The organism is Ruegeria sp. AA6 (genome assembly GCF_056542865.1).
Window position 1 is genome coordinate 57,756 of record NZ_JBQGAN010000011.1, and the last position, 19,735, is coordinate 77,490.

Genomic DNA, 19,735 nt, shown 5'->3' on the forward strand with positions numbered 1-19,735 from the left:
AAGGTGGAGCGGGATTGCACCCGCTCCTGCCTGTGTCCGGACTATAGCTTGCCTTCGTCTTCGAAGACTTCCGTCCAATCTTCGATCAGAAGATCAAGCGCTTCTTGAGCGGTACCTTGGTCAGCAACCACGTAGTCGTGTATGCGTTTCTGCATGGCCAGCAAGAGTTCCGCATAGGCAGGCTCTTGCCAGAAATCCTGCACACCAGCCATAGCTTCCAGAAAGTCACCGGCGAACGGTTGGCTGTCCACGAAACCAGGATCTTCCAGCACTGAGTTATGCGCCGAGTAGCCGCCCAGTTCCCACCATTTGGCCTGAACGTCTGGCTGCGCGAACCACTTTATATACTCAAGTGCGGCGTCCTGTTTGTCAGAATAGCTGACAACAGAAATACCTTGTCCGCCCAGCGTTGAACCCGCCTGATTTTGTGGTGGGTTCACGAAGAAGTCGATCTTGTCACCGCCGGTATTGGGATCGGCATAGAGACCCGGGAAGAACGCAAACCAGTTCATGGCCATGGCAACCTGGCCGGACTTAAAGGCGTCCAAGCTCTCACCCATGTAAGAGTTGGTGTATCCCGGAGGTGTCGCCGTTTTGTAGAACTCCTTGTAGAATTCCAGAGCCTCAACCGCTTCCGGTGAGTTTACGGCGCCTTCCATGTCATACGAACCCGGTGTGTTTTCGTATTTGAAGCCCCAAGGATACAGTGCTCCGGTCACACCCATGGTGATCCCTTCCGAGCCGCGCTCGGTAAAGATTGCCGCCCCATAAACTGTCTTGCCGTCGATCTCACGACCTTGGAAGAATTGCGCGATCTGCAAGAGTTCTTTCTGAGATTGAGGCTCGCGCAGGTCCTGACCAGTTGCCTCTTTGTACGCGGCTTGGATATCGGGATTTTCGAACCAGTCCTTGCGATAGAACCAGCCATTCGCATCGCCCATCGCAGGCAGCGCGTAGTAATTTGGTGTGCCCTTGGGCCACGTCGAATAAGCGTAGACTGTGGCCGGCGCGAAGTCGTCCATGCTGATACCTTCTGCATCGAAGAAATCATTCAGCTTAACGTAGTGGCCGTTTTCAGCTCCACCACCGATCCACTGGCTGTCTCCGATCAACAGGTCACAAAGCCTGCCACCAGAATTCAGTTCGTTCAGCATCCTAGCTGCAAAGTTTGGCCAAGGCACAAACTCAAAGTTCATTGTGTGGCCAGACTCTGCTTCGAATTCCTTTGATAGCTCGACAAGCGCGTTGGCCGGGTCCCATGCAGCCCAACATAGTGTCAGATCTTCAGCATTTGCCTTGGTAGAAAGAGTAGTAGCGGCAAGGACTATTGCGCTGGCCGAGGCCAGTTTTGAGTAAGTCATCCATTCCTCCCTTTTTTGCGCCGTCAACCGAGGATGTGCGAATCGCGGCATAGCTCCAAGGCTATTTGAGGTACGCACCTCAAGTCCAGAAATTTTTGAGGTTCGTACCTCAGAACTGCTAAAATCACCTCAACAACGACCAATAGTAAATTGTTTTTATTATATACATCACCGCATCCCGCCTCCTAAGATTCATCATGCAAAAAGGGAGAGGGTATTCGAAATCTAACGGGTCTAAGCTTCAAGTCAGGGCGCAGACGGCTTTTGATTGCCAACCCGAACCCACCTCTTATGGTGCCAAAACCAAATACTTGCCGTTCAACCGAGGAGCTGGAGTGGATTAGCTTGAAGGGCGCTTGCTAGCCCCACCGCGGGAGTAACTCGACAAATCAGGATCCCACGAATGAATGAACTCACCATTGTGCGGATGAACCGCTACCCCATCAAAGGTTTGAGCCCGGAACCACTAAGCACAATAAACCTTCGAGCGGGAGAAGGCATTCCTGGTGACCGCCTGTTCGGCTTTGCACGCTACAATTCAGGTTTTGACCCCCTTGATCCGAAACCTGTGGAAAAAGACCGATTTGTTGTGCTTTTGAATGAAGCACGTCTGGCTGGCATCCAAACCAAATTCGACGCTCAAACTCAGCTGCTGGAGATTGAGGCAGACAAGAGAACTCACCGCTTCAAAATGCGAGAGCCAAAGGGGCAAATGGAGGCGGCGAATTTCCTCCACAGCACACTTTGCTTGAGAGACCCCGAGCCACCAGTGTTTGTCTCTTCTTACCCACATCGATTTACGGACGTTTCGGTTGTGTCGCCAAAAATGATGAACGCTATTTCCGTTCTCAACCTAGCTTCTGTCGACGCGCTAAGTAGGATGCTAAGCGTGGAAATTCATCCGGCAAGGTTTCGCGCGAATATTGAATTGGACGGGCTACCACCGTTTTCCGAGTTAGATTCAATCGGCTCCACTTTGGCGTTTGGCGATGTGAAGCTGAAAATGATCTCGCGAACAAAAAGATGCGCGGCTACTGAAGTTAACCCAGAAACAGCCGAACGAGACCTGAGAATCCCGTTCCTCATTCGAAAACATTTGGGCCACATGGATATGGGTGTGTACGCCGAGGTGAAGGACAGCGGTATACTAAACGTAGGCCAACACGGAAAGAGGTCGCAGTAGCACAAATTCGAGCCAATCTCTGCGTCGCTTTCAGGCAAGTTTGAACCAATTGCAGCTAAGCCAATAGGGCTGCCCATTATACCGCGCCAATTTCGCGTAACTCGGCGATTGCGACACAATTCCGGATCAGACAACACGACTGAAGAGAGGCATGTATGAGTGGCGGTGCTGTCAGACAAATTCGAACCAGTCTTAGCCAGGCCAGTTTAGCTGCCCTTTTTCCAGGCCTGCGCCCTGTTGGGCCTGTGCGAAGAAGGCCTCGTTTCCGCGTTGATTTTGACGTGATTGCAACTGCGGAAGACCGCTTATTGCGTCATTCAGTGTCACCGTTTGTCCCCGCCCAGTATACGGAGCACCCAAAGCGGTTGCCAACAGGAACTTACGACGTGTGATCATGGCATTCATTTGGAAGTAAATCTCCGAATGTCCAGACGCCTAAGCAACTTCCCAATAATTTTTTCAAGATGTTCGAAAAGCCTCCCAAAACGAGTAGTGGGATTTCAGGCAACAGGAAACTTCGTTCGCACACTTGGCCAGCATCCTCGCGCGTAAGAACTGTGGTAGACTGACCCTGAGGACATTCTAGCAGGAGATCTCCCGTTGCTACCGAATTCACTCCGTCTCGCACTCTCTGCCATGACATTTGCAATCTCGGTAGGCGTCCTGCCCGACCGTGTCGATGCGATATCGCAAGATGTGCCAGCGTGGTTAAAAAAGCACGTGGGTACAGGTGATGGGCAAATCGCGCCGATCGTTCTGGAAAGGGCGCGAGCGCTTTACATAGAAAAACTACGCCGAGGTGAAGTCAGAAACCCCTGCTATCTGGCCAAGGATGCAACCCGCCCCAGCACTGCAAGAAACGGCAATCCGGGCAAGCGGTTTTACGTCATCTGCGAGTCACAAAAGTCCTTTCGAGCGGTTTCGTCCGGCTATGGCAATGGCCGAAAACTCAAGAGCGCCAATTTTTCGAATGGCCGGCAATGCGCGAAGAACTTTAGCAATGCGGAAGGATCCAAACTGACCGCCGGAGGCGCTTATGTGACGGCTGAAACCCGCACGTCCTTCAAAGGTTACTACAGGCATTCCGGCAAAACGCAGCCGTTCTACCGCACATTCCTATTGTTTGATGGTGAAGGAGAAACGAGCAATGCTCGAGAACGCGCCATCGGAGGCCATCCCGCTGTCTTCCTTAAGTGGCAATGTAGATTCAAAAACCCACGAAGCACACATGCAGACAACGACGGTTATGTCCCTTACGGGAGACTTGTGAACTACACGGGTGGTCGCAGCAATGGTTGCACAACCTGGTCGCAGTCCGCGTCAAAAGAGATTTTGGCGCTTGTAGAAGGGAATCCGACGACTCTCTACATCTACCCAGAATCCAAAGACATAAACGCTGTTGCCAAGGCGGTAAAAAAAGGAAAATCACTGTCTCGTGCAGGGGTTTATTGGAACGCAGCTTGCCTACAAGCAATTGGCGCACCAAAGTTCTGGCCCAAAAGCAGCCTCCAACCGATTATAAACAGTTGGAGAGCATCCTTGCCCAAGCAACCGCCATTGGAATTGCCTATCTGCAAGTAGAAAACACTACGAAAGACAACCTGAGCGCGCTGCACCTCACTCATTTCGGCTTGGGCTCCGGACGTCAAACGTCGCATCGCCACCTTCCCCAATTGCATGGCTGGTGCTGTCAGACAAATTCGAACCAGTCTCAGTTAGGCCGTTAGAGTTGCCGTTTATGCCGCCCATAATCCGCGCCACTCGGCTAGAGCGGCGGTGAATATCAACTTGAAAGCATCTCTGCTGGCTAGCGATCTTTCCTGGTAGAAGTGGTTGTAGACGGAGGAATGGACGGAGGTGAATTTCCATAGACTTCGCATGCGCCTGAAACGCTGCATCGCGCGTTCGCGTCGTCGAAACGGCAGGTGCGAATTCTCGACGCGGTTGTTGAGCCACCTTCCCGTTTGTTGTTTTTTGAGTTCGCTCATTTCTCGAAGCGCAGCCTTGTAGGAAGCGAAGTGATCCGTCACGATCTCTTCTGCACAGCCATGGCGCGTCATCAATTTCTTGAGGAGTTTCAATGCCGCCTGCTTGTTTCGACGTTTAGTGGCCGCTGCTTCAAGCACCTCGCTTTCATGATCGACCGCGCGCCATAGATAGTGCCGTTTGCCGTTCAACTTTACAAAGACCTCATCACATACAATTTCGATTTTGAGTATGCCCGCAACTGCTGGACCAATTTCCTCCGGATTTCCGATGCGAACATCGGGCCAAAACGGTTCTACCAGTACCGCACCGTCTCGTGGTTGACTTCGGTGCCACGCTCATGCAGCAGGTCTTCTACGTTTCGAAGCGGTATTAGGAATCGAACGCACAGCATCACAGTCAAACGGATGATCTCGGGGCTGGTTTTGAAGTACTTGAATTGCGATCGCATATTCATGGACCAAACCTACGAAAGCCCTTTGCCCGCCTCAAGACAAGTTCTTCTGACAAGACCAACCAAGGTAGCTCAACCAGGATCGGCCAGGAGCGCCAACGGCTTTTGCTTTGTCAGCGTGGTGTGCGATCAATTCAGCGACTAAATGGGGCATCTGATATCCGTTTACATAAGCGTCGATTTCTTTCGCAAAGTAAGGTTGCCGCAGCAGGTCCTATGTTACGCACACGTTCAAGCTGCCCAGCTTGTCGACGGCCAAAACCATAACATCCCCTCGGTTGACGGGACCAACACCAGATGGTGTCCCCGAAAGGATAACGTCACCGGCCGCAAGCTCGAAGTAGTCGCTCAGGTAAGAGATCATCTCGGGGACTTTCCAAATCATCTGGTTCAAGTCGCCTTCTTGCCGAACATCACCATTTACCGTCAGAGTAATCGGACCTCTGTCGAGATGCCCGACCTCTGACGCCTTATGAATTGGTCCGCATGGCGCCGAGCGCTCAAACGCTTTCCCAATTTCCCATGGGCGACCCATTTTTTTCATCTGTCCCTGCAGGTCGCGACGGGTCATATCAAGCGAAAGGCCGTACCCAAAGACATGATCCAATGCATCGTCCACCAAAATATTCGTGCCGCCGGACTTAAGCGCGACGTACATTTCAGCTTCGTGGTGCACATCAGAACTGTGCGGAGGGTACGGGAATTCCCCTGAAGCGTCTAAATTGTTCGGGTTCTTTTGAAAGAAGAATGGGGGTTCCCGGTTCGGGTCATGACCCATTTCAATTGCATGCGCCGCGTAGTTTCGCCCAATGCAATAGACACGACGGACCGGGAACGTGCCGCCCCCCGCTACGGGTATGACATGCACCTGCGGCGCGGGAATGACATGATCGGACATCGCTTTCCTCCTGGACGTTTGACTACCAATGATCGGATTTCCAAACGGTCAGATAGCTTCCGATCGATGCCACGCCACATTCAAACAGACGCGGCGGCTTACCAAGTCATCGCCAAAATTCGCGCTGTTTTGCAAGACCAACGGCTTCAATCCGCCCCGACCATTTCCGGAATTGGTTGGGCAATGCTACTGCGTCAGCTCTCGGACTGGATGCTCGTTGGCAGCACCCGCGAATAAACCGATTTCAGGTGATTCACCATGGCACTGGCTGCAAGCTCACAGTCGCCCTTTGCAATGGCAGACACGATCACATCATGTTCGCTAAAGCTGGAATAGTTTTCTGCGGGTTTTAAAGTTTCGCGCGGCTGCCCCCAAACAATCGATCTTCGAACCGAGTTCAAAGTCTCAAAGAAGTATAAAAAGAGCTGGTTACGAGTAGAGCGGGCTATAGCGTAGTGCAAATTGTTGTCCCAAGCTTCGTACGTGCGCCAATCCTCTGCGGTACGGCATTTGTCCGCGCAAAGCCTCATTTGCTCACGATCCGAACGTGTGGAATGGAGCGCTGCGAGGCGGCTAAGCTGTGGCTCGATCGTAAACCGCACCGACACAACCTGTTCAGGTTTTATTTGATTACCCAAGTACGTTACGTCTGTGAGGTTAAGAACCGGCCTGGAACCGACGAAAGTTCCTCGCCCTACATGGCGCCAGATAAGCCCCTGCGCCTCAAGCTCTGCCAAAGCTCTTCGCAATTGATTGCGGGTTGTCCCAAGTTTTGAACAGAGTTCGCGTTCAGGCGGAAGCCTGTCGTTGTGCCGGTATCCAGCATTGTTAATCAGGTCGCGTACGCGTTGTGCGAGTTCTATTGGCCCACTCATGTCTCCACCCAATTCGGTGATTGGTTGATTGATTGAAGCGCCAAGTCGGAAAAAACTCAAGGGCAAGAGGAAAGCATGAAACGAGTCGCAGGACGGTATCCGCGACCACAGCTTGACATCAGCACGAGGGAGGAGTGCCGAGTGCGGTTAGCAACTGTCTCCGTAGAGGGTCGCGCAGTTTGCGTGGCAATACTTACCGATAACAGCAGGTTGGACATTTCGCGCGCAGCGAAAATGCTAGGCAAGACGCTAGACACTAGTTCGATGCAGCACATGATCGCAGGCGGCGAACCTGCGCTTGGAGTATTGAAAACCCTCGTATCATTGGCCGAAGCAGGCGAACTAAAAGATGCATTGGCTCCCACCGATGCGCCATTTTTGGCACCCATTCCTGCTCCGCGTAAAAACGTTTTCTGTGTTGGACGCAACTACACTGAACACATTGCCGAGGGCGATCGTGCACAAAACCAAAAAGTTGGTGTAACAGAGCATCCCGTTTTCTTCACAAAACCGCCGACCTCTATTGTGGCGCCTGAGGAGGACATTTTAATATTTCCGAACGTTTCTCTGGCCATCGACTATGAAGTTGAACTGGCAATTGTGATCGGAAAGCCAGGGCGCAACATAGCAAAGGCTGACGCGTACGACCATGTATTCGGCTATACGATTCTCAACGATGTAACCGCCCGAGACGTCCAACGCCGACATGGTGGTCAGTACTTCAAAGGCAAGGGTTTGGATGGGTCTTGCCCATTGGGCCCCTGCATAGTCACCGCTGACGCAATCAGCGATCCGCACGCATTGTCGATTGGGTTGACGGTCAACGGTGAACGGCGCCAAAACGGGTCTACGTCGGACATGATTTTCAACATTCCAACGCTGATCGCATCCCTTTCAGAAGGTATGACCCTGGAACCGGGCGACGTAATCGCGACCGGCACACCGTCTGGTGTCGGATACGCCATGGACCCACCACAGTTCCTGAAAGACGGGGACACTGTGGTTTGTGAAATCTCAGAAATCGGCACGCTCAGGAATACCGTGCGCGCCGTGTAAGTGGCTTCTGCATCGCTAAATCTGCGGGATGCCAATCATGCAAGGGAGGAAGACTACAATGATGAACAGAAGGACTTTCACAGCGTCCTTGCTTTCGGCTGTTCCGGTGGCGGGAGCATTGGGAACACAGGGTTTTGCGCAGGACTTGCGTAAAATTACCTTCGTGCAGCCAAGCCCTTCGGCAATCAATTCATTTCCGGTTTTCGTCGCCATTGGCGAAGGTTATTTCGCTGATGAGGGATTGGATGTGACCGTCGAGGCGATCAACGGCTCAGGAGCCGTGCTTCAAGCATTGTCTGCCGGACAGGCGCACTTCGGTCGCCCCGGTCCTGGCCCCTTAATTGCCGCACGGTCGCGGGATGTAGATGCCGTGCACATTTACAACGTTGCGGCACGCAGCAACTTCGGCATCGCCGTGCCAGAAGACTCTGACATCCAAAGTGTTGAAGAGCTACGAGGTAAAGTTATCGGTACAGGTACGGCTGATGGCGCGGAAGTCGGCTTTGCACGCAATGTGATGACCGGAGCAGGCATGAAAGAGGGTGAAGACTTTACCTTCCTTACCGTCGGCGATGGTGGCCCGGCGACTGCGGCTTTCCTGAACGGCGAAATCGACGCTTACTCAGCTTCGACGGCTGACACGGCAATTCTGAACCAGCGCGGAATGGCGGTGCGTGACATCACGCCTGCGGAATTCGGGCGTTTCTTCGGTAACGGCATTGCCACAATGGCTGACACAATCGCCAACGACCGCGAATTGGTCGAAGCTTGGAGCCGTGCTTTCGCACGTGGTCATGCCTTTGCGCTGGATGATGCCAACCGTGAAGCCGTTCTAAAGCATCTGGCGGATGGTAACCCGCAGGAAGGCGAGGACAAGGAGTTCCAGTCAGCACTGTTCGATGCCGTACGCTCGAAAACTATCGCGGCAGATCCGAGTAATGGTCTGGGGTGGTATCCCGCTGAAGTTTGGCAGGAATGGCAAGATGCACTTGTTGCAGGGGGCGAAATTCCAGGGCCGCTGGATGACTTGAGCGCGGCCTGGACCAACGAGTTTGCTGCCATCGGCAACGAGGCTGCCAGCAAATGAACGCTGTAGTCACACATGAGTTTTCCGGCGCGCCCTTGGGCACGCCGGTCTATGAGTTGACCCATGTAAGCAAGACTTATGCACGCAATCTTGTCGTCGCTCTCGAGGACATCAATCTGACGCTTCGGAAAGGAAGCTTTACATCTGTCATCGGTTCCAGCGGGTGCGGAAAGTCAACTCTACTCAAGATCATGGCGGGTCTGATCCCGCCAACCAAGGGCCGTGTGATCCTTCAGGGGCAACCAGTCACGGGGACCCGCCGGGACATAGGTATGATGTTCCAGCAGGCGACGCTTTTCCCCTGGAAAACGGCCGTAGAAAACATCGTTTTGCCAATTGAGATCCGAGATGGAAAGGCCGCGGCCAAGCAAGCCATGGCAAAAGCGCACGAACTTTTAGACATCGTGGGGTTGCAAGGGTTCGAAAACGTATATCCGAACGAATTGTCAGGCGGTATGGCACAACGCGCTTCGATCTGTCGAATGCTGATCACGGAACCAGCCGTGCTGTTGATGGACGAACCGTTCAGCGCGCTCGACGAGTTGTCACGCGACATGATGAATATGGAATTGCAGCGGATTTGCCGGGAACAGGATGCGACAGCCTTTCTTGTAACGCACTCCATTCAGGAAGCTGTTATTTTATCGGACGAAATCGTCGTTTTAAAGCCTCGCCCGGGCAGGATAGCCGAAATCGTTGAGGTCGACCTGCCACGCCCACGAACACTCGACATGATGACGACACCCAAATTCGGCGCTATCGTAGACTACATTCGCAGCCTCCTGGATAAGGGAGAAGAAATGTGAGCGAAGTTCAGAATTACTCACCTTCCGTAAAAGACGCTGCCACAGCAGAAGATACTGTATGGGAGCAGAAAGTTCACTTTATCGACTCGGTTCCACGCTGGCTGGCGATGACCTTTGTATTCGCGGTCTTCGTTGGGACCTGGCAAATTGTAACCAGCCTACAGCTGGTTTCTCCGATCATACTACCGACGCCGATGGAAACCCTCAAAGATATGATATTCGTTGGGCAAAATCTTTTGACCGGGGGTTACATGCTTGGTGCGCTATGGATCACCATAAAAGAGGTTATTTATGGCTTTGCGCTGGCAATCGCGATTGGCTTTTCGCTGGGCGTTCTGGTCGGCGAAACGGCCTTTGGCGAGAAGGCAGTAATGCCCTACTTGGTGTCTATCGATACGATGCCGAAGGTCGCTTTCGCTCCTCTCTTTGTGGCTTGGCTGGGCTTCGGCATTGAATCCAAGGTGGCACTTGCGGCCTTTATCGCGACGTTTCCCATTGTGGTTGGAACCGCGGCAGGGCTACACGCAGCCGACGAAAACGCCCGCATGTTGTTCAAGACTATGGGCGCGAGCCGGATGCAGACATTGATAAAGATGAAGCTGCCAACTGGTTTGCCGCAGATTTTCACCGGCCTCAAAATCGGAGCAGTCGGCGTTATGGCAGGCGCGATCACAGGAGAGTTTCTGGGCGGTGGAAAGGGATTTGGTGAGTTGATCCGTGTTGCGGCATCGCAGCTCAATACACCACGAGTGTTCTCGTTGATACTTTATCTCAGCCTCGTCGGCCTGGCCGTTTTCGCGACAGTAGTTTGGACGCAGCGCAAATTGGTATTCTGGCACAAAGAGCAGGTTGGCAGAGATGACTTCTGAGCCTGTGAAAATAAACTGCCAGACCTTGCGAGAATTTGTGGCGAGCGCACTCGAAACGCGAGGTGTGTCAAAAGCAGATGCAGACAAGGTAGCCTCGCTGATGGTCGAGGCCGATATCTTCGGATACGGCACTCACGGGGTCTTTCGCTTGCGCCAGTATCTTGCCCGATTAGCCGGGGGCGGGTGCAATGCCAAGCCAAGCGTCACAGTCATACATCAGACCGTCGCGACCGGGTTGATTGACGGCGATGACGGCCTTGGGCATTTGGCTATGTCAGCAGCACGTGATCTTGCAATAGAAAAGGCAAAAGAGGCCGGTATCGGATGGGTCGGCGTTCGGCGCGGCAACCATGCGGGACCTTTGGCGCTATATGTACGTCCGCAAGCTGAGGCTGGATTACTTGGCATGGCCGCGGCGGTTGGCAGCGCGAACCACGTTCCGCCCTATGGTGGAAGCGACTTGCTTCTTGGCACCAATCCTATCGCTTTCTCCGCACCTGCCGATGGCCCCGATCCGTTTGTGTTTGATATGGCCACAACTGTTGCCGCGATGGGTAAAATCAAGACGCTGCTGCAACAAGGTGAGCCTATGCCCGAAGGTTGGATGGTCGGGCGCGATGGAAACCCATTGACTGACCCTGCCCGCAAGTCAGAAGGGTTTCTATTGCCGATCGGCGGTCCAAAAGGATTCGGTCTTTCTGTAGCTATCGGGTTGATGGCCGGGGTCCTGAACGGTGCTGCCTTCGGTTCGGACGTGGTCAACTTCACCTCAGACACGACATCATACACAAACACAGGGCAATTCGTAATGGCGCTTGATCCGGCGGCCTTCGGAATGGGAAATGACTTTGCTTCGAATGCAGCCCGTGTCTTTTCCGAAATGCGCGCGTCACCCCCCCTGCCCGGTCATGACCCAGTACGCCTGCCCGGAGACGGAAAAACGGCCGCCGCTGAGGCCCGTCGCAAAGACGGTGTGAGGCTTAACCCAGCGCTTTGTCGAGACCTAAACAATCTTGCCGAGGATTGTGGGCTGTCCCCCCTGATTCCTGGTCTCAGAGCGGACTAGCGGCCAATCCGAAAGATAGTTGAATAGCGCTTTAGAAGAGAAGCTAGCAAATCGGCTCTTCCTCCGCCTCCAACGCCTTCACTAGAGCAGAAAGTTTGTTCATCATGTGAAGCTTCATGAAATTACCAAGCCCATCCGCATCGCGTGCTTTAAGCAAGTCCATCATGGTTTCATGTTCATCAATTGCCTGCGCCCAGCGCTCGTCCGACAAGTTGGCCATAAAACGCGCACGCCGGACCCGCGCGGCCAACAATTTGTGGTGGCTTTCTAATATGTCATTTCGCGCGCCCTGTATCAGTGCCTGATGAATGTCCTGGTTTGCCTTAAAATACGCTTGTCGATCGCGGTTCTCATAGGCATTCAGCATGTCCTTGTGGCGATCCTCAATCAGCTGAACTTCGGCAGGGCCCATATGCTGACACGCCAGTTCCCCCGCCAGTTGCTCAAGTGTTGCGAGCACTGGAAACGTGTTTTCCAATTCTTCCCTCGTAACACTCGCGACACGGGCACCCCGGTTGGCCTGAAGCACCACAAAGCCTTCGGATGCAAGAACCTTTAGGGCTTCTCGCAATGGTGTGCGGGAAACACCCAATGAGTCGCAAAGCTGTTTCTCGGGCACTTTTTCACCTGGTTTCAACACATCTTCGACCACAAGGTTGCGCAATCGTTCAACCAGCTCTTCATGCAGTGTCGTGCGCTTGATACTGTCTGTCAGATTCATAACCACTTCCTATTCATCAAGTACCATTTCCAACAAGCGCGCGACATGCATGGGCTGCCGCCAGGTGCCCTCGGAGATTTGGTGTCGGCATGATGTTCCATCTGCCACAATAATTGCATCCACTGGCGCCGTTTCTAAAGCTGGAAACAGGTCTAGCTTTGCCATCTTGATTGAGACATCAATAGTGCCGGGCGCGTATCCAAATGCCCCTGCCATACCACAACAACTGCTTTCAATCATATGAACCTGTGATGCGGGAATACGATTAAGTAAGTTGAGCATCGGTGTGACGGCATCGTGTGCTTTCTGGTGGCAATGACCATGCACATAGATGGGGCGATCTATCGCTTTGAGAGGCAGTTCCGGCTGCTCGGCCAGAAATTCCTCAAAGGTATGAGTGGCGTTGGATAGCAACTCCGCATCCAGCCCAGGGCAAAGAGCCAAATATTCGTCCCTGAAAGTGAGGATAGAAGAAGGTTCGAGACCGACTACTGGTATGCCCTGTGCAACCGCTTCTCGCGTCGCGTCAATCACGCGCTGTGCCTCGTGACGGGCTTCTTCAACGCAACCCACAGCCAAAAGAGTACGCCCGCAGTCCAAAGCCTTTCCGGTTAGGTCATCCCGCGCGACGGCAACCCGAAGCCCCAAGGCGCGCAGAACCCGGATCGCGGCTCGTAGGTTGTCCGGCTCGAAATACCGGTTGAACACATCTGCAAACAGAAGGACCTGCGGTTCAGTGTCCTGGGCCTCAGCGTCACGGAACGGGTCAGAAGACCACACTGGCAGGTCACGTCGTTCGGAAATTCCAGTCGGTTTCTCCAACAGCGCTCGTAAGGGCCCAATTTTGTTCCGAGCATTCAATAGCCACGCGACTTTTGCAGCTATTGGCGCATATCTCGGCAGATAAGCTATTAATCTATCGGCCAATGTCAGCCCGTCTTTTTTGCGCCTCGCTGAAAGCACTTCTATCTTCATTCGCGCCATGTCGACGCCAGTAGGGCACTCAAGAGCACAAGCCTTGCAAGACACACAGTATTTCATCGTGTCCTGCATTGCGTCTGAGGTTAAACCGCCTGGCAACTGCCCGCTGATGGCAAAACGCAACGTGTTTGCCCGCCCACGTGTGGCATCACGTTCGTTTCGGGTCGCACGGAAGGAGGGGCACATAACCCCACCCTTGAGCTTGCGACACGCCCCGTTGTTGTTGCACATCTCGACTGCGCCCTGGAATCCTCCTCCGGCACCCGGCCAAGCCGACCAATGCAGCGCCGTTTCGAATTCTGGAACTGAGTAGTCCTGGCTGTATCGGAATAAGCGGCGATCATCCATGGCAGGCGCGTGCACGATCTTGCCGGGGTTCATTACACCATTGGGATCAAACCGGTTCTTTACCTCTTCAAACGCGGAAACGATACGCGGGCCGAACATCTTGCCATGAAACTCTGATCGCACGATCCCATCACCATGTTCGCCTGAATGAGACCCTTTAAATCTCTTGACCAGATCAAAGGTCTCTTCGGCAATTGCTCTCATTGTCCGGACGTCTTTATCCTGCCGCATGTTCAGGACAGGACGAACATGTAGGCACCCGACCGAGGCATGTGCGTACCATGTCCCTTTTGTGCCATGCCGGGCAAAAACTTCAGTCAGGCCAGCGGTATAATCGGCGAGATCAGGCAACGGGACGGCGCAATCTTCCACAAAAGAGATCGGTTTACCGGCCTCTTTCATCGACATCATGACGTTCAACCCGGATTTTCTGTATTCGGCGATAGCACCCTGCAAAGAGTTGTCCTCAACAGAGACAACGCCGCCCCACCGGTTTTCCGCTCCGCTGAAAGAAAACCCGAGATCTCCGACCAATTGCGAAAGCTCCACCAATTTTGCAGCATTGGCCTCGGCGCTGCCCTCTGCGAATTCCACCAGCAGCAGGGCTTCGGGGTCGCCTTCGACAAATGCCTCAATCGTATCTCGGAACATCGGTATCTCGCGCCCCAATGCGATCATGGTGTCGTCGATCAACTCCACCGCCTGCGGATTGAGCGTCACGAGGTGCTGAGTTGCCTCCATCGCAGCACGGAATGTCGGGAAATGGCAAACGCCGACAACTTTCTCGCCGGGTAAGTGAGCCAGGCTCAACTCCAATTCAGTGAAATAGCCCAGGGTGCCTTCCGACCCCACAAGCAAATGGGACATGTTGACTTCATTACCAACGAGCGCATCGATATTGTATCCGCCCACACGGCGCTGGACTTTGGGAAAGCGAGCGTCAATTTCCGCAGCCTCGCGTCGTCCAAGAGCGCACATATCATCAACAAGTTTCGCATAGTCGCCAGATGCCGTCGTATCGGCGCTGAACCGCGCCTCCATGCCGTCGCTGAGGATTGCATTTATTGCACGGACGTTGTCTCGCATGATCCCGTACCGAAGGGATTTTCCGCCTGAAGAATTATTGGCTGCCATTCCTCCAAGCGTGCAGCGCGACGCGGTCGAGGGGTCGACGGGAAACCATAGACCATATTGCTTTAGTGACTGGTTCAACTGATCCAGAACAACGCCGGGCTGCACGCGCGCGACACGGTTCTCAACGTCCACGTCAAGAATACGATTCAAGTGTTGAGTGTTGTCCAGCACAACGCCTTGATTAACCGTTTGTCCGCATTGGGACGTGCCGCCACCGCGCGGAAGAAGTGCACATCCCTCGTCACGCGCAATAGACATCACGGCCTGCACATCCTCTGTGTTTCGGGGAATGACCACGGCGTCCGGCATCATCTGATAAATCGAAGCGTCGGTCGAATATCGTGCGCGTGATGCCGCGTCAGCCATCACCTCGCCCTGGACGTCAGACATCAGTCGGCGGTGCAACGATCCATTCTCTCGCATCGGGGCACCTTCCCTTCCTTGTAAGCCCACTCTGAAGCTTCACTTCACCGTTGACTGAATTATGAATTCATAATTAACTTTTGCCAATAGGTAATCACGCCACTTTCATGTCACCAACGGAAGGATCAGTTCAGATGCGCCAGGCGGGTAGACATTTTTTGCAAATCCCGGGGCCAAGTGCCGTGCCGGAACGCATCCTGAAGGCCATAAGCATGCAGACCATCGACCACCGGGGGCCAGATTTTGCAGAAGTCGGCCACAAGGCCCTCGCTGGGATGAAAACGATTTTCAAGACAGAACAAAACGTCTTTATCTACCCTTCATCCGGTACAGGCGCGTGGGAAGCTGCCCTTGTGAACACAGTGTCACCGGGTGAAAAAGTTCTTATGTACGAAACAGGACATTTCTCGTTCATGTGGTGCAACTTGGCTGAAAAAATTGGGTTGCAGCCGGAACTGATTGAAGGGGATTGGCGCGGCGGTGCGGACCCCAATCAGATCGAAGATCGTCTGCGCGCGGACAGTCATCACAAGATCAAAGCGGTATGCGTCGTCCACAATGAAACCTCTACCGGGTCAGTCTCGGCTATTGTGGAAGTGCGCAGGGCCATAGACGCAGCGAAACACCCTGCCCTTCTTATGGTCGACTCGATCTCCGGCCTTGGGTCTATCGATTTCAGGTTCGATGACTGGGGCGTAGATGTCTGTGTCTCTGGTTCGCAAAAAGGGCTGATGCTACCGCCGGGTCTCAGCTTCCACGCCGTAAGCGATCGCGCACTGGAACATTCAAAATCCGTGACCATGCCACGCAGTTATTGGGATTGGCGGGATATGGTCGGACCAAACCAGAAAGGGTTCTTCCCTTATACCCCTGGCACCAATCTTATCTATGGATTGAATGAGGCCATCGATATGTTGCACGAGGAGGGGCTAGAGAACGTATTCGCTCGTCATACCCGCCACGGAGCGGCGACTCGGGCAGCCGTGCAAGCATGGGGGCTTGAGGTATTGTGTGCTCGTCAAGGTCAGGAGTCAGGCGTACTGACCGCTGTTAAAGTGCCTGAGGGACATTCTGCTGATGCCTTTCGTGCGACGGCGCTGGAGCACTATGATATCTCACTTGGAAATGGTCTATCCAAAGTAGCCGACAAGGTATTCCGAATAGGTCACTTGGGTGACTTCAACGATCTAATGTTGATGGGCACATTGTCTGGCGTAGAAATGGGACTTGCCAAAAGCGGCATGCCTCACAACAAAGGTGGCGCCCAGGCTGCATTGGAGTATCTCAAGGCCGCGTAACGCTGGACAGAGTCTCCAAAAACTCAACTAGGTCTGCGATCTCCTGCTCGGACAAATTCAGTACAGAGAGTATAGCTTCGCCATCGGCGTGAAGCCTTTCTATGTCAATGTCGTCATAGTGTCGGACCACGGCCTCCAGATCATTAAGGCTGCCGTCATGCATGTAAGGGGCGGTTTCGGCCACGCCTCGCAGGCTGGGCGTACGAAAGGTTCCAAAATCAGAATGGCTCCTGCGTACATTTCGAACCACCCATGCACCTTGCTTGTCCGGATCGTCATTCCAGTCGCCGTCCAGTGTGTATGCGCTTGAGAGCAAAAAGTTCAGCCCTCCGAACCGGCCGTCGTCGACTTCGGTTTCATTCAGAAAATATGGCACGCCTGCATCGTGGAATTCGTTGTTGGAAAATCTCGGGCCATTGTGGCAGAACGCACAGTTCCCGCGCCCCAAGAATAGCTGAAGGCCTCGCTGGGCAGCTTCGGAGTATTTCGCAGCCTCTTCTAGATTGCCGCGTTCCAATGCATCCCGAAAATCGTCAAATTGTGTCCGCTCTGTTACTTGCGTTTCCAGATAAGCAGATAAAGTTTTAGCAGTGTTTACCAAGACCTGCTCCGGGTCTTGGCTTTGAACATCGCCAAAAATAACTTCAAAATCTTCAATATACGCACTCTCGGAAATGGCTCTCATCAGGCTTTCTTTGCTGTGCGCCATCTCTTGTTCTTCGATGATAGGATGCAAGCTGGCTGCCCAAAGATTATCGCTCTTTCCGCCCCATCCGTACCATCGCAGACCAGCAAGATTCCGCAGCGATGGTGTATTCCGATCTATCAGAGCGCGACCGAATACACGCGGCTCGGACGTGGTAAACGCCCGCTCCGGATCGTGACAACTTGCACAAGCAAATGAACCGTCTACAGACAATATAGGATCGTTGAACAAGACCGCGCCGAGCGCAATCGCTCGTGGATCGCTTGAAACCCTGTTGCTTGGATCAGGTTGGAATGATGGTGGCCACGGTCCGAAGGACAGCGTTTGCTGGATTTCGTCTTCTGACAATAGGACTTCTGCGCGCACCGAACTCGTCAGGACAACTAGCGCAGCTGCCACCCACAACTTCATTTCAGCGCAATATCAGAAGTGTAGGATACCGTTTGCCCGTTGAAATCGATGTCCAATTGCAGCTCCCACAATCCCGGCATGTGAAACAGCATGTTATCGACACGGAACACGTCGTCGCCCATCACGGTGACCTTGGGAGCGTAGTTCATCCCATGTTTGTGAGCAGGCATGATTGCATCGACGCGCATATCACTTACGATAACTTCACTGCAGACCGTGACTAGTATCGAAAACGGTTCAGCCAACGGAATTTCGTCGACAGCCACATGCACCGCAGGCGCGTTCTGAATTTCCGCCCCCATCCGTTGCCCCGTCGCCTCACAAGCGACAACCGAGCCGGAAGATGCCAGAAACCAGACAAGCCAACGGATCATTCTAATGCCAACAAACGCTCTGCATTGGCATATGCGATGTTGTCTGCGATCTGGTCTGGAAGCAAATCCAGCCATTCGCGTGAAAAATCTGCATGCGGGCCAACGTAGTACCAACGTTCCGGTGCAAAGGTATCTGTACCGACCATAAACCGATCAGGATGCGCTTTGAACACAGCTTGCCAATCCGGATCGACACGGCCCCGCGAGACCATATCAGAACGGAACGCCAGATCGGCCCACAGCCGGGGATACGTGTCAAGAGCGTCGACCACCTTTCCCGGATCGTCAAAGCCAGAATGGGCCCACAATACCCGAGCCTCCGGCCAGGTTTCGAAGATCAGGTCAACCGCCTCGCGATCACCGTGATGGTGCAGAATTAAGTTCCGCTCCTTCGCCAGTGCAATCATACGCTGGACAACCGGCGTTTTGATATCGTCCCCATAAGCGTGAAATTCGCCGATGGCTTCGTAGTCATTCTTCGACAGATTTGCTTCCAGATAGTCGATAACTGTTTCGTCGTGCATCCAGGTATTGATTTCACCACGACGCCGATAAGGGCGAAGTGCCGGAACAACGATGTCCGGCGCTGCAGCCAAAAGCAGTTGCGTACCGTTATCGTCCGAGCTGGAAACCAGGGCTTTTCGCACGCCTGCATCCCGCAGGATTTTGGCCACTTGTTCGGGCGGAACCAGTTTGACGGCATCATGGCTGTAATGAATATGCGCATCGAAGATCGGTCGCTGGTCGGCGATGGCCGCACCGCAGAACAGCCATGCACCTAAAAGGAAGGTATATTTTAGCACTTCAAACATCCTCCGCAGCTTTCAGTCCCGAGCAAGCGTGACGTCGAAATTCACGTGCAGGTAAGGTTCGGTGATCCTACCAGAAAGCTCCATATCATCGGGAAATTCTGAAGCCGGTCGTTCAACATACGTCATCACCAGATCGTCTCGAACGCCAAAGACAGTATCCTGATCCAGATAGGGATCGTCATCCGGGAAAATCTCGGTCACGAGTGAGCGATATCCGGGGGCTTTGACGATAAAATGCAGGTGTGAGGGCCTCCATGGATGGCGACCGCAAGCACGCAGAATGTCGCCAACTGGCCCGTCAGACGGCACAGTGTATTCCACTGGCTTTACGGTGGTGAACGCATATCTGCCGTCATCACCAACTGTCATCAGCCCGTGGAAAGAATAGGTGTCCTGTTCTTCATCCTGACTGGCGTAGAGGCCGTTGGGTGCCGTTTGCCAGATGTCGAGTTCTGCTCCTGCAATGGGATTGCCCTCTGTGTCCCTGATCACGCCTTCAGCAAGAAGAACCGGCCCGCCGTAATGTCGTTTCATATCCCCGCCCATGGGCAGCGGAGGCGCGCCGGATACGTGAAACGGACCCAACACAGACGAACTTGTTGCGTCGGGACTTGAATGCAGCATGTCCACCAAAGAAGACAGGCCGAGGACGTCCGACGCCAGCACAAACTCGTGCCGGTCCTCGGTTTGCACAGCGGCACACCCCTCGAGAAATGCAATCCCAGCGCGCCATTCGTCATGCGTCAGGTTGGTTTCGCGTGCGAAGTCATGAAGGTGCTTGACCAGGGATCCCATGATTTCGCGCATCCTTGGGTCAGTGTCCTTTGACAAGTACCTCATGAAGACTTCGGTGATGTTGTCTTTGGTGACAGAGCGCATCTTGACC

General features: G+C 53.6%; 17 protein-coding genes and 1 pseudogene. 8 read left to right on the top strand and 10 right to left on the bottom strand.

Annotated features, from left to right (window positions below; genetic code table 11):
- Positions 1–41: 41 nt before the first annotated feature.
- Positions 42–1,361, bottom strand: a complete 1,320-nt coding sequence (locus ACR0LN_RS13975; protein ID WP_480430427.1) for an ABC transporter substrate-binding protein — start codon at positions 1,359–1,361, stop codon at positions 42–44.
- A gap of 403 nt (positions 1,362–1,764) precedes the next feature.
- Here ACR0LN_RS13975 and ACR0LN_RS13980 point away from each other — a divergent pair, with 403 nt between their 5' ends.
- Both ACR0LN_RS13980 and ACR0LN_RS13985 read left to right on the top strand, forming a co-directional pair.
- Entirely contained in the window at positions 1,765–2,544 is a 780-nt protein-coding gene (locus ACR0LN_RS13980; protein WP_480430429.1) for an MOSC domain-containing protein, read from the top strand.
- Positions 2,545–3,180: 636 nt separating this feature from the next.
- Positions 3,181–4,125 (top strand): hypothetical protein, encoded by a 945-nt coding sequence (locus ACR0LN_RS13985; protein ID WP_480430431.1) that lies wholly within the window; start codon positions 3,181–3,183, stop codon positions 4,123–4,125.
- A gap of 155 nt (positions 4,126–4,280) precedes the next feature.
- Here ACR0LN_RS13985 and ACR0LN_RS13990 read toward each other — a convergent pair.
- From ACR0LN_RS13990 to ACR0LN_RS14000, 3 genes and pseudogenes are all read right to left on the bottom strand, one after another.
- A pseudogene (locus tag ACR0LN_RS13990) lies at positions 4,281–4,987 on the bottom strand (IS6 family transposase).
- A 211-nt stretch (positions 4,988–5,198) separates the two neighbouring features.
- Complete coding sequence (locus tag ACR0LN_RS13995; protein WP_480430433.1) at positions 5,199–5,882, bottom strand: fumarylacetoacetate hydrolase family protein; 684 nt, start codon at positions 5,880–5,882, stop codon at positions 5,199–5,201.
- 194 nt (positions 5,883–6,076) lie between these two features.
- Complete coding sequence (locus ACR0LN_RS14000) at positions 6,077–6,757, bottom strand: FadR/GntR family transcriptional regulator (RefSeq protein WP_480430434.1); 681 nt, start codon at positions 6,755–6,757, stop codon at positions 6,077–6,079.
- A 234-nt stretch (positions 6,758–6,991) separates the two neighbouring features.
- Here ACR0LN_RS14000 and ACR0LN_RS14005 point away from each other — a divergent pair, with 234 nt between their 5' ends.
- Genes ACR0LN_RS14005 through ACR0LN_RS14025 form a run of 5 tightly spaced genes read left to right on the top strand, consistent with a single transcriptional unit; the run spans position 6,992 to position 11,641 of the window.
- Positions 6,992–7,813 carry a fumarylacetoacetate hydrolase family protein gene (locus ACR0LN_RS14005; protein ID WP_480430435.1) on the top strand — a complete coding sequence of 274 codons (822 nt, stop codon included), beginning with the start codon at positions 6,992–6,994 and terminating at the stop codon, positions 7,811–7,813.
- 58 nt (positions 7,814–7,871) lie between these two features.
- Entirely contained in the window at positions 7,872–8,900 is a 1,029-nt protein-coding gene (locus tag ACR0LN_RS14010; protein WP_170585567.1) for an ABC transporter substrate-binding protein, read from the top strand.
- Positions 8,897–9,706, top strand: coding sequence for an ABC transporter ATP-binding protein (locus ACR0LN_RS14015; protein ID WP_170336353.1), 810 nt, complete (start codon positions 8,897–8,899; stop codon positions 9,704–9,706). The genes ACR0LN_RS14010 and ACR0LN_RS14015 overlap by 4 nt, the downstream gene beginning before the upstream one ends.
- Complete coding sequence (locus ACR0LN_RS14020) at positions 9,703–10,575, top strand: ABC transporter permease (protein WP_480430437.1); 873 nt, start codon at positions 9,703–9,705, stop codon at positions 10,573–10,575. The genes ACR0LN_RS14015 and ACR0LN_RS14020 overlap by 4 nt, the downstream gene beginning before the upstream one ends.
- A complete protein-coding gene (locus ACR0LN_RS14025) occupies positions 10,565–11,641 on the top strand; it encodes an Ldh family oxidoreductase (protein WP_480430438.1) in 1,077 nt (358 codons plus the stop codon). The genes ACR0LN_RS14020 and ACR0LN_RS14025 overlap by 11 nt, the downstream gene beginning before the upstream one ends.
- A 43-nt stretch (positions 11,642–11,684) precedes the next feature.
- Here ACR0LN_RS14025 and ACR0LN_RS14030 read toward each other — a convergent pair whose 3' ends face one another.
- Together ACR0LN_RS14030 and ACR0LN_RS14035 are read right to left on the bottom strand one after the other, a co-directional pair.
- Positions 11,685–12,362 carry a GntR family transcriptional regulator gene (locus tag ACR0LN_RS14030; RefSeq protein ID WP_480430440.1) on the bottom strand — a complete coding sequence of 226 codons (678 nt, stop codon included), beginning with the start codon at positions 12,360–12,362 and terminating at the stop codon, positions 11,685–11,687.
- Positions 12,363–12,371: 9 nt separating this feature from the next.
- Complete coding sequence (locus ACR0LN_RS14035) at positions 12,372–15,248, bottom strand: FAD-binding and (Fe-S)-binding domain-containing protein (protein WP_480430441.1); 2,877 nt, start codon at positions 15,246–15,248, stop codon at positions 12,372–12,374.
- A gap of 134 nt (positions 15,249–15,382) precedes the next feature.
- Here ACR0LN_RS14035 and ACR0LN_RS14040 point away from each other — a divergent pair, with 134 nt between their 5' ends.
- Complete coding sequence (locus ACR0LN_RS14040; protein WP_480430442.1) at positions 15,383–16,546, top strand: pyridoxal-phosphate-dependent aminotransferase family protein; 1,164 nt, start codon at positions 15,383–15,385, stop codon at positions 16,544–16,546.
- Here the strand turns inward: ACR0LN_RS14040 and ACR0LN_RS14045 are convergent.
- The 4 genes from ACR0LN_RS14045 to ACR0LN_RS14060 are packed head-to-tail and all read right to left on the bottom strand — an operon-like array spanning position 16,533 to position 19,728.
- The gene (locus ACR0LN_RS14045; RefSeq protein WP_480430443.1) at positions 16,533–17,600 is read right to left on the bottom strand and encodes a cytochrome-c peroxidase; all 1,068 of its coding nucleotides are present in this window, start codon (positions 17,598–17,600) and stop codon (positions 16,533–16,535) included. The two genes, ACR0LN_RS14040 and ACR0LN_RS14045, sit on opposite strands and share 14 nt — an antisense overlap.
- A gap of 59 nt (positions 17,601–17,659) precedes the next feature.
- Positions 17,660–18,037 (bottom strand): hypothetical protein, encoded by a 378-nt coding sequence (locus tag ACR0LN_RS14050; RefSeq protein WP_480430444.1) that lies wholly within the window; start codon positions 18,035–18,037, stop codon positions 17,660–17,662.
- A complete protein-coding gene (locus ACR0LN_RS14055; RefSeq protein ID WP_480430445.1) occupies positions 18,034–18,840 on the bottom strand; it encodes an amidohydrolase family protein in 807 nt (268 codons plus the stop codon). Before ACR0LN_RS14055 ends, ACR0LN_RS14050 begins: the two co-directional genes overlap by 4 nt.
- A 21-nt stretch (positions 18,841–18,861) precedes the next feature.
- Positions 18,862–19,728, bottom strand: a complete 867-nt coding sequence (locus tag ACR0LN_RS14060; protein WP_480430446.1) for a dioxygenase family protein — start codon at positions 19,726–19,728, stop codon at positions 18,862–18,864.
- Positions 19,729–19,735 lie beyond the last annotated feature (7 nt).

Bases quoted from the DNA above. Each gene is read 5' to 3' on its own strand.
- ACR0LN_RS14015 (WP_170336353.1), top strand. From the start codon at position 8,897: ATGAACGCTGTAGTCACACATGAGTTTTCCGGCGCGCCCTTGGGCACG.
- ACR0LN_RS14025 (WP_480430438.1), top strand. From the start codon at position 10,565: ATGACTTCTGAGCCTGTGAAAATAAACTGCCAGACCTTGCGAGAATTT.
- ACR0LN_RS14060 (WP_480430446.1), bottom strand. From the start codon at position 19,728: ATGCGCTCTGTCACCAAAGACAACATCACCGAAGTCTTCATGAGGTAC.
- ACR0LN_RS14050 (WP_480430444.1), bottom strand. From the start codon at position 18,037: ATGATCCGTTGGCTTGTCTGGTTTCTGGCATCTTCCGGCTCGGTTGTC.
- ACR0LN_RS14040 (WP_480430442.1), top strand. From the start codon at position 15,383: ATGCGCCAGGCGGGTAGACATTTTTTGCAAATCCCGGGGCCAAGTGCC.
- ACR0LN_RS13980 (WP_480430429.1), top strand. From the start codon at position 1,765: ATGAATGAACTCACCATTGTGCGGATGAACCGCTACCCCATCAAAGGT.
- ACR0LN_RS14000 (WP_480430434.1), bottom strand. From the start codon at position 6,757: ATGAGTGGGCCAATAGAACTCGCACAACGCGTACGCGACCTGATTAAC.
- ACR0LN_RS14030 (WP_480430440.1), bottom strand. From the start codon at position 12,362: ATGAATCTGACAGACAGTATCAAGCGCACGACACTGCATGAAGAGCTG.
- ACR0LN_RS13995 (WP_480430433.1), bottom strand. From the start codon at position 5,882: ATGTCCGATCATGTCATTCCCGCGCCGCAGGTGCATGTCATACCCGTA.
- ACR0LN_RS14005 (WP_480430435.1), top strand. From the start codon at position 6,992: ATGCTAGGCAAGACGCTAGACACTAGTTCGATGCAGCACATGATCGCA.
- ACR0LN_RS13975 (WP_480430427.1), bottom strand. From the start codon at position 1,361: ATGACTTACTCAAAACTGGCCTCGGCCAGCGCAATAGTCCTTGCCGCT.
- ACR0LN_RS14010 (WP_170585567.1), top strand. From the start codon at position 7,872: ATGATGAACAGAAGGACTTTCACAGCGTCCTTGCTTTCGGCTGTTCCG.
- ACR0LN_RS14035 (WP_480430441.1), bottom strand. From the start codon at position 15,248: ATGCGAGAGAATGGATCGTTGCACCGCCGACTGATGTCTGACGTCCAG.
- ACR0LN_RS13985 (WP_480430431.1), top strand. From the start codon at position 3,181: ATGACATTTGCAATCTCGGTAGGCGTCCTGCCCGACCGTGTCGATGCG.